The 13,914-nt window shown below is 40.3% G+C and carries 9 protein-coding genes; 2 read left to right on the forward strand and 7 right to left on the reverse strand.

Going from position 1 to position 13,914, the window contains the following annotated elements; genetic code table 11:
- The first annotated feature begins 80 nt into the window (after positions 1–80).
- Positions 81–1,118 carry a hypothetical protein gene (locus EI546_RS02795; protein WP_128249116.1) on the forward strand — a complete coding sequence of 346 codons (1,038 nt, stop codon included), beginning with the start codon at positions 81–83 and terminating at the stop codon, positions 1,116–1,118.
- Between the two features lie 200 nt (positions 1,119–1,318).
- Here EI546_RS02795 and EI546_RS16710 read toward each other — a convergent pair whose 3' ends face one another.
- From EI546_RS16710 to recD, 7 genes are all read right to left on the reverse strand, one after another.
- On the reverse strand, positions 1,319–1,402 hold the full coding sequence (locus tag EI546_RS16710; protein WP_410198323.1) for a hypothetical protein: 84 nt from the start codon (positions 1,400–1,402) through the stop codon (positions 1,319–1,321).
- Positions 1,403–1,565: 163 nt separating this feature from the next.
- The gene (locus EI546_RS02805) at positions 1,566–1,805 is read right to left on the reverse strand and encodes a DUF2683 family protein (RefSeq protein ID WP_128249117.1); all 240 of its coding nucleotides are present in this window, start codon (positions 1,803–1,805) and stop codon (positions 1,566–1,568) included.
- A gap of 308 nt (positions 1,806–2,113) precedes the next feature.
- The gene (locus EI546_RS02810) at positions 2,114–2,386 is read right to left on the reverse strand and encodes a Txe/YoeB family addiction module toxin (protein ID WP_128249118.1); all 273 of its coding nucleotides are present in this window, start codon (positions 2,384–2,386) and stop codon (positions 2,114–2,116) included.
- The gene (locus EI546_RS02815; RefSeq protein WP_128249119.1) at positions 2,371–2,604 is read right to left on the reverse strand and encodes a DUF2683 family protein; all 234 of its coding nucleotides are present in this window, start codon (positions 2,602–2,604) and stop codon (positions 2,371–2,373) included. The genes EI546_RS02810 and EI546_RS02815 overlap by 16 nt, the downstream gene beginning before the upstream one ends.
- Positions 2,605–2,789: 185 nt before the next feature.
- Entirely contained in the window at positions 2,790–6,212 is a 3,423-nt protein-coding gene (gene recB / locus EI546_RS02820) for an exodeoxyribonuclease V subunit beta (RefSeq protein WP_128249120.1), read from the reverse strand.
- Positions 6,213–6,215: 3 nt separating this feature from the next.
- Positions 6,216–9,413: an exodeoxyribonuclease V subunit gamma gene (gene recC, locus EI546_RS02825; RefSeq protein ID WP_128249121.1), complete on the reverse strand. Its 3,198-nt coding sequence runs from the start codon at positions 9,411–9,413 to the stop codon at positions 6,216–6,218.
- 23 nt (positions 9,414–9,436) lie between these two features.
- Positions 9,437–11,209 (reverse strand): exodeoxyribonuclease V subunit alpha, encoded by a 1,773-nt coding sequence (recD, locus tag EI546_RS02830; protein WP_128249122.1) that lies wholly within the window; start codon positions 11,207–11,209, stop codon positions 9,437–9,439.
- A 1,079-nt stretch (positions 11,210–12,288) separates the two neighbouring features.
- On the opposite strand from recD, the gene EI546_RS02835 reads away from it, so the two are divergent.
- Complete coding sequence (locus tag EI546_RS02835) at positions 12,289–13,578, forward strand: IS1380 family transposase (RefSeq protein ID WP_164905152.1); 1,290 nt, start codon at positions 12,289–12,291, stop codon at positions 13,576–13,578.
- Positions 13,579–13,914: the final 336 nt, after the last annotated feature.

Genomic DNA, 13,914 nt, shown 5'->3' on the forward strand with positions numbered 1-13,914 from the left:
TGCAGTTAATTATAGTACAAATTACTGCATTGGATACAAGTATTATGAAAACTCTCTTCCGTTGTTTTTCAATATTTTTAATGACAATCTGTTTCGGCTTTGCTCAAAACACCAATTCAGAAAACTCTAAAGATCCATCTTACAATGAAATGGAAAACACCATTGAGATAAAGGACAGTAGTTTTGTTATCGCTGCTGATCCAAAAGAAGTCTATACCGGATTGTTCAAAGATGGTGAGCCTTATGAGGGATATTTTAAATCGGAAGACGATGAAATATTCTGGGTGGAACTTTATCAACAAGGAAAAAAAATCCAACAGTACTCATTCGATATTCTAAAACTTCTAAAGAAGATGGAAAGTGAGGATTTTATCGGTAATGAACGCTTTGTTTTGGATCAAAATGGGGAATATCGCGATGAAAAGGCGTTTAATGGATACTTCATTTCGCAAGTTGGAAATGGATTTCTAACCAAAACATATAAGGATGGCAAGACTACAAAGATTGTTGGTGATATGTTCGCAATGCACTACTACAACAGATATACGGCCGAACTTCGCGGAAAAGATATTTTCTTTTCATACACGGAAGCCCCTGATTCCGCGCTTCGTATCTTTTCAAAAAATGCAAAAACATATATTGAAATCTTGGTAAATAATAAAGTGGTAGGCGATAACCATTTTAGCTATGACGCGATTCTCCAGATGCAACCTGATTTTGTTCTCAAGGCATTTAAAATTAATGGCCAAATTATTGGTGTTTCCACTAGTAAAGACATTGATTTCGACAGCCATCAAAGTATGTTTATGCTTTTTCAGCGATTCGCGGTTTCTTCACAATTGAATTCTTTTAAATACGACGAACCTTCAGACATTCTTGATAATTTATTGGAAATCCTTTTTGAAGAAGATACCGATGAATTCGATGACGCCAAAATAATCGCTTTTTTGACTTCGGACGAAAAAGGGGCTATCGAAAATGGGATTATCTGGGAAGAGGAAAATGGAGATCAGGGAATCTACAAAATTTATAAAGATGGAAAAGTCATCAAGGAAGGTATGAGCACTTTGAATGATTTTCAGAATTTAAAATATGAGGATTTGTTTGAATTTGAGTGAGCACGGGACATTTATAGCTGGGTAAAACCCTAAAGGTCTCCAAGACCCTTGGGGTTTGATTTCTTAGACCATTTTTAAATTCCCGCCAAACGCTAGTGTCAAATTCTCAATATTTCATACTTAATTTTCAATCGGCCTCAACTACAAAAAAATGCAATCCTTGACTTCCACCGTTGAGTTTGAAACTTTTAAACAAAAATTTAATAATGCCCCATTGCCGACACCACCTCCACGTTAACAGTATCATTGTGGTAAGAATAAATCATCCGATCTTTTTGATTTATACGGCGCGACCAGTAACCGGAAAGTTCGTGTTTTAAACGTTCAGTTTTCCGGTGCCAGTTTCGGGATGAATGGTAAGTTCAACGAGTATTTTTTCTATTTTAAGAACAGAAGATTTATCACCCGATTTCCGGTGCTTCTTTATTTGCTCTCGTGCCTTTTTTGTTACTCTAACCCTAAACTTCCCCATATATCGTCGGGATCAATTTCATACCGCTCTTTACTGGCTGCGGCTTCCTTGACCATTTTTACAAATTCGGGATCGTAGGGGCTTTCCGATTCAGAAACTTTGGAGTCTGCGGAAATCACTTCTACGCCTTTGCTGTCCTTGACAAATACGTCCAGCATCGCTAGAAAGGCACGACCGGCTTTTGTGCGTTTATTTATTTTTAAAGTAATTTCCATAATATGCTGATCTTTAAATCAAAGATAAGGAATTCTTGTTTTGGGAGCTAAGAATGCTCTTTATGGTTGGTAGTTTTCACGCAGAGTTCGCAGAGTTTTCGCAGGGGGCGAAGAGGGGATTTTCGTAACAAGAATTTTTCATCTTCATCCTTCCTCCAGCCTGATGCTTTTTGTGGTTAAAATTTTTGTACTCTCAAGACTTAGTGTCAAATTCTCAATATTTCATACTTAATTTTCAATAGGCCTCGACTACAAAAAAATGCAATCCTTGACTTCCACCGTTGAGTTTGAACCTTTTAAACCAACATTTAATAATGCCCCATTGCCGACACAACCTCCACGGTAACAATATCATTGTCGATAGAATAAACCATCCGATCTTTTTGATTTATACGGCGCGACCAGTAACCAGAAAGTTCGTGTTTTAAACGTTCAGGTTTTCCGGTGCCAGTTTCGGGATGATGCTTGAGTTCCTCAAGAATGGTCCTAATTTTTTTACCTACGACTTTGTCACCTGATCTTTTATGTTTTCGAATATCCTTTTTGGCCTGGTCAGATAAAAAAACTATAAACTTTCCCATAAATCATTTACGTCCTTTACCTCGTGCCATTCCTTACTGGCTGCGGCTTCCTTGACCATTTTTACAAATTCGGGGTCGTAGGGACTTTCGGGTTCGGAAACTTTGGAGTCTGCTGAAATCACTTCTACGCCTTTGCTGTCCTTGACAAATACGTCCAGCATCGCCAAAAAGGCACGGCCGGCTTTTGTGCGTTTGTTTATTTTTAAAGTAATTTCCATAATATGCTGATCTTTAAATCAAAGATAAGGAATTCTTGTTTTGAGAGCTAAGAATGCTCTTTATGGTTGGTAGTTTCACGCAGAGGCCGCAGAGTTTTGCGCAGAGGGCGCAGAGGATATTTCCCAAAAGAACTTTTCATATTCAATTTCGATTTCGATCCTCCTCCGGCGGACAAGTTTCGATTTCAACTTCCAAACGCCTCTTTCATCAGCCCCATCTGCTCTACTGATGGCTTTGAAAAATAGATTCCTGTGTTCTGGCCATTTCGCATTCCTCTCACAAAAAGGTAAATAGCCCCTCCAAAATCCCGCTCATAATCAAAAGAATCACCCAAACGGTGCTCCAGATAAAGTTTTACAGCATAAGAATAAATTAAATATTGAAGATGATAATTATTGTCCGTCATCGCTTGTGAAACAGCTTCTTGATTGTAATCTTCCAAACTGGGGCCTAAATAATTAGTCTTCCAGTCCAAGACATAGAATTTGCCATTGTGCCTAAAGAACAGATCGACAAACCCGGTCATTATTCCCTCAATCTGCTGGGGAAAGTCTTCCGGGTTTTTGACGGTTACGCCGTTTTCGATTAATTTTTCCAAAGATTTTATGGAAAACAGTTCCATCGGGAAATCGAATTCCATTTCGTGTAAAAGTTCAGTATGGGGAATGTCTGAAAGTTTGAATTTTTCTTTTCCAGCTGTGATTTCAGTTTGCAATACTTGTTTTAAGAAGGTTTCAATTTTTTCGGGGTAGGCTTCTTTTTTATCGGGAACAAATCTGCCGATGGCTCGTTCAATGGCGAATTCCCATCTTTCGGAATCGGCAAAGTCGATAGTTTCAAAAATGTGGTGGATAAAGTTTCCGGTCTTGGCGCCCTTGGTCAATTCCCGAAATACAAAATCGTCATATTCATCTTCCTTAAGCGTGTAATTCTCCCGTTTTATATATTCCATATCGGCAGCGAGACTACTGTAACTGGTACGCGTCCAATTCCTATGGGCCAATTGGAAATTTTTTGCCTTCAATGGGAATTGCTCGCTTTCCTTTTCAGGTCGGTAAGCCTTGGGCGTATTTTCCAATGCGGGAATTTCTTCTATAAGACCTTGGCTTTCTTCCAAGTTAATGGCATCCAAAAAGGTTTTTAAAGAAGAGGATTTATAATGTGTATTGCGATAAACAAAACATTTATAAACTGCTCGGGTCAGGGCTACATATAATAGCCTGCGATTTTCCTGTTCGCTTTGAACATTATATAAACGTTCCATTTCATCATCAGCCTCGCTTCGCTTTATGCTGATATATTGACCGTCCGCATTGCGGATGCCAATTATTTTATCTTTATCCTGCGCTTTCGAACGTGGAGCAAAATCCAGACTGGGAGCAATAACAATATTGTATTCAAGTCCCTTACTTGAGTGAATGGTAACTATGCGGACCGCATCTTCATCAGATTCCACACGTTGTATCATTTCATCATCGCTGCTTTCAGGCTTATTTCGATTTATTTTCAACCAGTCCAAAAGTTCTGCCGGCCCAAAATGCTGCCTGTTTTCCGTGCGGTAAAGCACTTCCATCAAATGATATAAATTAGTGATGATTCGCTCCCCATTTTCGGTATGTGCCGAAAGTAGATTTTGCTGAATCTGAAAACCGTGGATAAAATCGGTCAACGCAGCGTAAATCCCACTTTGTTGCCATTTTAAAAGATAATTCCTGAAACGTTCGATGATGACGTCTTCATCCAAACGGAGGATTTCATCTGGGGTCCAATTTATAAAGGAAGTGGTCAAAACGCGATTCACTTTTGCGCGCGAATGATTAAGGATAGCATCCAATATATAAACCATTTCGTGGGCTTCCAAAGATTGCACCACCTTGGAATCGGTAACGGTTACAGCAGGAATATTCACTCGTGACAACGACGCTTTAATATCGTTAGCCTCGGCATTGGAGCGTACCAAAATACCAATATCCGATGGTTTGATTCGGCGTCCTTTTATAGTGTATTCAGGATTGTTTAATAAATCTGAAATCTGCTTGACAACTTGTACGCGAATGTTTCCTTTATTTTGATCCGTATAAACACTTACCGGAACGACCGCTTCTCCACCATAATGCATTTCTCCTTTTGTCGAACCTTTGGGAGTGCTTACAGGGATATATTCAATGGCCGATTCTTCTCCATTTTCAGAATCCGTTTCATAATAAAAAGTATCGAATCCCACCTCTGGTAAAAAGAAATGGTTCAAGGCATCTACCAGATTTTTGGAGGAGCGATAATTGGTCTGCATCGAATATTGGCGATCCACATTCCGTCTGGCTTCAAAATAAGTTTCTATATCAGCTTTCCGCCAGGCGTAAATAGACTGTTTGGGATCGCCAATAAAAAAGAGAATAGTGTTGTTCTCAAAAGCCTTTTGAAAGATGGCGTATTGCAAGGCATCCGTATCCTGGAATTCATCGATAAACACTGCTTTGTATTTCCACTGCAGCTGCCGAATTAAATCCTGCTGCAACTTTTGTTTTGCCTGGTTTGTATTTTCTCGGTTTAACGCAAAATATAATTTGGTAATAACGTCATCAAACGTCATCTGGTTGAATTGTGTTTTCTTGCGCTCTACGTCAGGAATTATTTTTTGAAGGGCGAATTTATAAAGATTTTGTAGCGAATTGACGGCAATGTTATTAACTATTTCTTCGGATTCATTGACAATTTCTTGGAGTCTTACTATTTCTGGAAAAATTTTCTTTGGGTAATCAGTACCATCCTTTAAATGTTTTTTAAGTTGTTTGCAAAAGCTGGCTGAATCATTAATCAAAGAAAGATATGTCTTTTTTGCGCTTCCGTGTCCCTCACAGATTCGTTTTAATTCCTCCCTTTCATCTTCAATATTGGATAAAAGGATATCCTTTGAATGTTCTAAGATATTCGAAGCGGCCTCCAGTTCTTCCAATACCTTTTCCTCATTTTCTATAAGGTCGTAATTTTTATCGCTATCGAATAAATAAAATAATTTCCCATCCATATGATTTTTTACCACGTCCATAATCGATGCAATGGACAGACCGTGATTCAGCATATTGCTAAGCAGATTTTTATCCATTCCCGTGATATTCTCACGCCAAAACTTTTGGGTAGCTTCCTCCAAAACGGGATTTAAATCCGAAAGCATTTCAGCGTTAAAAAGCTGATTGGTTTCAAAAGCAAATTCCGTCAATGTTTGTTGGCAGAAACTATGAATGGTCAGTACAGCGGTTTCATCAAGGTTTATGACCGCTGATTTTAATTTATCCTGAACGAATTCCATTCCTTTCTCTTGGGCAACGGAATCCACTATCTTTTTAATGGAATCATCACCAATCGCTTCCTTGTGGGCATATCGCTGAGCAAGTCGGACAAATCTTCGAATGCGTTCTTCCAGTTCGGCAACAGCAGCTTTGGTAAATGTCACCATCAAGATCTGGTTGATTCGGATTTCTTTTTCCAAAATCAATCGCAGCACCATAATGGCCACCGAATAGGTTTTCCCCGTTCCTGCGCTGGCTTCAATCAGGTTTTTATTATCCAAAGGAACTTGGGTAACGTCAAAATTTTTAGGAGTACTCATATTTTAAAGTTTCTCAAATCTGTTATTAATGATATCCGTAAAAAGCTCCAGCAATTCTTCATAGCGCTCAAACCTTCCTTCCTTGGCAAACTCCCCCGCACGAATGGCTTTTTGGACATAGATATCGGGAAATCTGTTATTGAAGTCGTCTACGATGAGATAGGAATCCAATTTAGATTCATAAAATTCCTTGAGGTTTTTTGTGTTCTTTGGAACAAAATCAAAATGGAAGGGCAACAATTCCTTATGTCCGGTAGTATAAAAAGACATTAAATTGGAAAGAATCTCCTTAGCTTCACCTTGGCTTAATGGAGTAGCCCGATGGATTGCTCCCGTTTTATCCACAAAATGAAGGGTTCTGCTCTCACCGTGGGCAGCAAGTGCGAGATGCTCAATAAATGCAGCCAATTTTCGATCATCAGATTTTGAGGAGACAGAATATCTCACCAGATTTTCACCGAAGGAACCGTGGATTTTTCCAGTTAAGACTGAATCATTTATCAGAAGATTTATATCCAAAGATTGCTCTTCCTCATCACCACAACAACCTCTGAATGCATCACGGGCAGTGCGCATTTCTTCAATAACTTTCTCTATTTCGATGGTCCCCATATTTTTTAAGGGCAGATTTCCCAACTTTCGTTGCTTATCAATAAAAGCATCGGAAATTTCTTGGATATCGCTGATATACATATCCTTGAAAAACCATTTTTCTAAATGATTCAAATTGAATTTTTCCACTTCCTCCAGCCCTACTTCATCATCGTCGTAATAGCAATTCAATACTCTTTGATAATAACCTTTTGGAGGATTTCGAAGAAAGGAAATTAGGCGTGAAAGTTCAATTTCATCAAAATCAAACTCCTGCTCCTTCTTCTCTCCAAGAGGTTTGGCTTCTCCTGAAATATTGTTCAGCAAATAAGAATACAGTTCCGGATTTTCCCTGGTATTATACTTCTTGCTAAACCCGTGCAAGGGATGCTTTTGAATAAAATTGTCCCTAACGGCATCAGCATTTTCGGAACGGGTGGCGATAAAATCCACCAATTCATCCACCAATGCAGAAGGTGGAATAGGCTCGTTATTCTTGGAACTTTGGCCCACATAACTGAGATAAAAATATTTTTCGGCAGAAAGCAATGTATCCAAGAACAACTGTTTGTCGTTTTCCTTGATATCCCTGTCGCCGGTCTGTTTTTTCTTTTCAATCAAATCAAAACTCACCGGTCGGTTTTGCCGTGGGAACTTATCCAAATCCATTCCCAACAGCGCCACCACTTTAAACGGAATACTTCGCATCGGAATCAGCGAGCAGAAAGTAATTCCATAGGAAGCGAAATTGCTGCTCTGTCGTGCATTGGCCAGCGTGGGCAGGAAGTTGTATTTAAAGACTTCATAATCTACATTTTTTTCATAAAAACTGTCCAATCGGTTGTACTGTTCCAGCTGGTTTTGAAGTAGAATATAATCTTCATCAGGGTTTTCATCAATTTCGCCAATAAAGGTGAAAAGCGTTTCCTCCACATATTGCACCCATTTCGTTATATTGCGGGACTGGGCTCTACTCTTAATATTTTGTTTGAGCACGCGCACAAAATGTACAAAACGGACGATATTGAACATATCGAAACCTTCCACGATATCTATGGGATAAAAACTGCTTTCCCCTTCGCCATATTCCTCACCGCCGTGCATACATAGGCCGAACATAATTCGGTTCAATCCATATTCCCAACTTACATAGTCGGTGTCGTCCTCGCGATTTCCACTAAACCCGAAACGGATATTAGCCGCATCCACCGCGCGCCGAATGCTGTCCAAATCTTCTATCTGAAACCGTCTTCTAATGGCGCTAAAATCCAAAATACTAATAACTTTTTCGGAAGTAAACTGACCTTCGCCTAACGACAAAATTGAATGCAGGGCGTTTGAAATGGTGTCGGAAACCACATAGCTTTCATCGGCGATGGTATAGGGAAATTTGTAAGGTGCATTGTCAAAAACGGCCTTGATATACGACCCGTACAGGTCAATATCCGAAACCATCACGATGATATCCCGCGCAGAAAGATTTTCATTTTCCTGGTCGATAAGGTGCACCAAATAATTGTACAGCACTTCCACTTCGCGGGTGGGACTGTAACAGGAATTTAAGGTGATGGTACCATCGGAAATCTGTTCGGGAGAAAAGTGGATTTCATCTTTTTGATTGTTAAATACACTGTTTTGTACTTGATGCAGAAGTGAATCTGTTGCAGGTTCCTTTACCCCAAAATCCTCAAGTGCATTCAGCGTGTCATCATCCTTGAAAAACATTTTAAAAGTGTTCTGGGTCAGTCGGCCCCAACTGGTGAGCAGCGGATTTCCTTCGGCTTCTTCGTAAGATTCGTATTTGCCGATATGCTTTAGGAAATCCACAATCTTTTCCGAACGGTCCTCATACCAATACTTCCACGGTGCAGGATTCTGAAAAAGAAAAGTCACTTTTATATATTCAGAAACCTTATAAATTATCTGAAGGTGATATTCGGTGATAAGACTTAAGCCGAAAAAGTAAAGGGCGGGCACTTCTTGTTGAAGTTTTTCCACCGACTCTGGATTTTCCAATTCTTGAAGAATGTGTTTTCCAATATAGGTTTTATCAGAAAACTTATCCTGGGCGATTTCACGCGCGCGATTCCAAATATATTTTTGCCACGCTTCGTCATTTTCATCACGGACGCCTCTTAAACTTTCCCAATTTTCACCTTCATTCCATCGGTCCATTTCGTGAGCGCGATAGACTTGATATTGGTCAAAAAGATCGGCTATTTTCTCCGCCAAGGCCATTCGTTTTATCTCTCCTTCCAAACCATCCTGATTGTAATATTCAGCAATCTTTTGAAAGCGATTTGTAAATTCAGGTTCATTCAGAATATCGAAAATCAACCAATTTAAATCGTGGGCGGATATGGATTGGAACAAATATTTTCCGGACAGTTTTTTAAATAGAAGATGAATGGCGTCATTCGGTTTTAGGAATTGGATATTGGCGGCAATCCCCAGCTTTTGTGCCAGTTGCTGTTTTAGCCAAATATTCATTCCCGCCGTCTGGGTGACAATATATACGGGCTGAAAAACCGAAGTCTGTTTGCCGAGCTGTTCCGAGAGCTGGTCAACGAGACTTTTTAAAGAATTTGAAATTCCGAGTTGGATGGGCATTTTTCTTGTGTCTTTTTTATTGATTAAGCTTCGAATCTTTCAGCAATTCCGGAACCCCGTTTTACGCGACGTTGACAGGTTTCCAAGATTACTTCCTTATTTCCTTGAAGAATGACGTTTTTCTTGGCACGTGTAACTGCGGTGTAAAGGAGTTCGCGGGTGAGGATGGCGTTTTCTCCATAATCGGGTAGCCGAACAAGAACGTCATCAAACTCAGAGCCTTGGCTTTTATGGATGGTCATTGCAAAAACCGTTTCTGAAGCAGTGACAAAAGCGGGTTGGATTCCTCTTAGATTTCCATCGGCATCCTCAAAATATACGCGAAGTTTCCCCGTTTCATCTTTTCTTACAATTCCGATATCACCGTTAAAAAGTCCAAGTTCATAATTATTTCCTGTAACCATCACTGGGCGGTGTTCATAGAAAGTACCCGTTATGGAAATCAGATTTTTACTTTGCAAATACCTTTCGATATTTTGGTTGGTTTTATAAACACCCTGCTCCCCTTCCCGCGTAGCGCAAAGCACCCGAAGCTGATTTAGTTTTTGAAGGGCAAGTTTGGTATCGGATTCTTGAATATAATCGTGATAGCCTTTGGCAAATGTTGTTAGAATTTTATCGTCATAATCGAAATCCAAAGCAATATCAGGAGCGTGATTATCAAAGAAACTTTCAATTGAAGAAACGTCATTATCGATAATAGCACGACTAAATACCCCAATATTTCCTCCCGCGGCGAAACGGTAGCTATGCTGAAGTTCGATGATATGTTGAAATAAGGGATGATTGTTTTCTTGGATATTTCCTTCGGATAAAGGCGTTTTCCCATCAGGCATTAGAGAATTGATAAACTGAGCCCGCTCTGGACTAAAAAAATTCAATTTTCCCTGAGCCGTACACAAATCCCCAAATAAACTTCCTGCTTCCACAGATGCCAATTGGTCCTTATCTCCCAAGAAAATCACTTTTGCAGATGGTTTAATGGCATCCATCAATTTCGAAAACAACGCCACGTCAATCATTGAGGACTCGTCCACAATGATTAGGTCGTGAGGAATGGTGTTGTCCTTATTGTGTTTAAAATAAATTTGATTTGGTCTAGCGCCCAAAAGTCGGTGGATGGTTGATGGTTCCAGGTTTTTAAAAACTTCTTTTGTATCCGCATTAATATTCATTGTGTCTTTTTGAGCGGTTTCCTTTAAGGATTCCGCCATTCGTGCCGCAGCTTTTCCAGTGGGTGCAGCGAGAGCGACTTTTAAATTTGAATCAAGGCGAAGTAATAGAACAAGTATTTTCGCAACCGTCGTTGTCTTTCCCGTTCCCGGGCCGCCAGTGATAATATTGAATTGGTTAAAAACCGCAGAAAGTGCGGCGACCATTTGCCAATCAGGTTTCTCAAGTGTGTCGGGTGGAAAAAGAGTGGCGATATCTCCATTTAAAGATTTTAATTTACTTTCAATTTCTGACTGTTTGCCCTTTTCATTTTGAATCAGCTCTAAAATTCTTTGGTAAACGGTAGTTTCATAATGAAAATACCGCTGCATATAGAGCTTGTTTTTCCAGAGGATAAACGGTTGATAATCTTCTTCCGTTCCAACCAAATCAACATTTTTCAAAGCGTTTAAATCCGCATTTTTAAAATCGCCTTCTTTAAGTTCTTTGGGATTGATTTCATTTAAATCCAAACAGATATGTCCATCGCTAAAACGTTTGGAAAGCAGATAAAGAAAAGGACTGAGGGTTTTATTTTCAAAAAAGTCTGAAAATTGACGGTGCACGTCGGGATTATAGGTCATTTGATGGGATTTTATTGGAATTCTAAAAATAGGGAAACGGAATTGAAAACGAAATCAAAATCGAAATCAAAATCGAAAGAAGATGAAGATGAAGAGGAAGATAAAGTTGTAATTAGAACCTATGTCAGGTCGAGCGCTCCCGATATCTATCGGGAGAGACCTATGGGTTCCAACATTGTAAATCGGATCGCACCAAAAACCTCTCGACTGCACTTCGACTTCGCTCAGCAGAACCGCTCGAGGGGACAAGTCAATGTCAGGTCGAGCGCAGTCGAGACCTATGGGTTCCAACATTGTAAATCGGATCGCACCAAAAACCTCTCGACTGCACTTCGACTTCGCTTAGCATTACCGCTCGAGGGGACAATGTATGTCAGGTCGAGCGCAGTCGAGACCTATGGTTTCCAACATTGTAAATCGGATCGCACCCAAACCTCTCGACTGCACTTCGACTTCGCTCAGCAGAACCGCTCGAGGAGACAGGTTAATGTCAGGTCGAGAGGAACAGATTGATGTCTGGTCGAGCGCAGTCGAGACCTATGGTTACCAACATTATAAACCGGATCGCACCAAAGACCTCTCGACTGCACTCGAGGGGACAAATCAATGTCAGGTCGAGCGCAGTCGAGACCTATAGTTTCCAACATTGTAAATCGGATCGCACCATAGACCTCTCGACTGCGCTCGAGGAGACAATGTATGTCAGGTCGAGCGCAGTCGAGACCTATGGTTTCCAACATTGTAAATCGGATCGCACCCAAACCTCTCGACTGCACTTCGACTTCGCTCAGCAGAACCGCTCGAGGGGACAGTGTATGTCAGGTCGAGCGCTTCCGATATCTATCGGGAGAGACCAATGATGAGTCAACATAAATTGGATTGCACAAAGGACCTCTCGACTGCGCTCGAGGGGACAGAATAATGCCATTTCAAATGGAACACGTTAATGTCAGGTCGAGCGCTCCCGATATCTCCTAATATCCGCAAGACTTCAAAGAAAAATGCTGCAAAACCTTATTGGATAAAGCTTTGCAGCTGTGTAATATTCACTTAAATTAGTGTTGCCTAATACTACAGATGTGAAGATAATAAAATCAGATCCGATATCCGCTTTCGGAGGAGCAAATTTTGTTTTTGACTACCTGAACAGGATGAATGTCGACCAAATTTGCAATGAGGCCCTGCCTCCCATGCCCAATCAGAGCAAATATTCCTGGAAGGATATTTTCTATTCACTAAAATCAGTTTATCTCTGTGGAGGGGGCTGTGTCGAAGACCTACAGAGCCATTTGAGAACACATTTTGCAAACAATCCCTTTGTAAAGCTGGCAAGCCCCGACACTGTTTTGAGGAGATTGTCCCAGCTTGCCGAACAGACCCAGACCTGTCAGACCAAGAGAGGCGTTGTGGCACACCAATACTGCACAAACTCAAGGCTGGAAGGCCTCAATATAGATATCCTTAAAAAACTGGGGGTTTTTAAATCCGGCAAGCTTACCATCGATTACGACAACACGATCGTTTTCAATGAAAAACAGGACAGCAAGATGACCTACAAAAAAGGGTATGGGTATCAGCCGGGCGTATGTACGATAAACGAAGAGCATATCCTCTATATTGAGAACAGAAACGGGAACTCCGATGCAAAGTCTTTTCAGGCAGATACCCTCGAAAGGGTATTTGATCTATTGGAGTCCAAAAAGATAAAGAAAATAGATTACTTCAGAGCTGACGCGGCATCGTACCAATTCGATGTCATTTCTTTGCTGCAGAACAAGGTGGGGTATTTTTATATAGGATGCCGGAACAGTTATGTCGAGAAACATTTTTCACGAGTTGCCAATTGGGAAAAAATGGAAGATAAAGAGGGCCCTCTTGAAGTAGGGTCAATAGATATCATACCCTTTAAAAAATATGCGGGAACAAAAAAACTGGTCCAAAAATACAGGCTGGTCGTAAAAAGAAAACCGAAAAAGGACGGGCAGATAGACCTGTTCACCCATGACGCCTATGAGTACAGGGCTATACTGACAAACGACTTTGACCAAGACACCAAGAGCGTTGCGGCTTTCTATAATCAAAGGGGAAATATGGAGCGCCAGTTCGATATCCTTAAAAACGATTTTGGCTGGAACAACATGCCCTTTTCATCCCTGAACAAAAATCTTGTGTTCCTGTATTTTACAGCAATATTCAGGAACCTATACAACAAGGTCATTCGGTATTTTTCTGAAAGGAACAGGTTTTTAAAACCCAATTTCAGGATGAAAAAATTCATTTTTAGATTTATCACGTTGCCCGCTAAGTGGGTCAAACAGGGCAGACAGCTAAAGTTAAGGATTTACTCATCCAAAGATTACCATACTTAGGGATGCCAAGAAAGCAAAAGGGATAAATGGAGATTTGGAAAGGCCGAGAAAAATTCGACCCAGGTAGATATTGCCCCAATTGATCAAAATGACTCACCTTTACCCCGAAAATACAAAAAATCAGATCTCAAAAATGAAATGAAGTTTGAGTAACGTAACTCAAATAAGAAACAGGAACATTTCTATTTTATAAACCTTAAAATAACATGCTTTAAAGTAGACATGCGGAATCTAGGATCTATCGGGAGAGACCAATGATGATCCAACATAAACCGGATCGCACCCAAAACCTCTCGACTGCGCTCGAGGGGACAGAATAATGCCATTTCAAATGGA

It is taken from the genome of Aequorivita sp. H23M31, assembly GCF_004022485.1.
Classification (GTDB): Bacteria; Bacteroidota; Bacteroidia; order Flavobacteriales; family Flavobacteriaceae; genus Aequorivita; species Aequorivita ciconiae.

Excerpts from the sequence above, each read along its gene's own strand:
- EI546_RS02805 (WP_128249117.1), bottom strand. The coding sequence starts at position 1,805 with ATGGAAATTACTTTAAAAATAAATAAACGCACAAAAGCCGGTCGTGCC.
- EI546_RS02795 (WP_128249116.1), top strand. The coding sequence starts at position 81 with ATGACAATCTGTTTCGGCTTTGCTCAAAACACCAATTCAGAAAACTCT.
- EI546_RS02815 (WP_128249119.1), bottom strand. The coding sequence starts at position 2,604 with ATGGAAATTACTTTAAAAATAAACAAACGCACAAAAGCCGGCCGTGCC.
- recB (WP_128249120.1), bottom strand. The coding sequence starts at position 6,212 with ATGAGTACTCCTAAAAATTTTGACGTTACCCAAGTTCCTTTGGATAAT.
- recC (WP_128249121.1), bottom strand. The coding sequence starts at position 9,413 with ATGCCCATCCAACTCGGAATTTCAAATTCTTTAAAAAGTCTCGTTGAC.
- recD (WP_128249122.1), bottom strand. The coding sequence starts at position 11,209 with ATGACCTATAATCCCGACGTGCACCGTCAATTTTCAGACTTTTTTGAA.
- EI546_RS02810 (WP_128249118.1), bottom strand. The coding sequence starts at position 2,386 with ATGGGAAAGTTTATAGTTTTTTTATCTGACCAGGCCAAAAAGGATATT.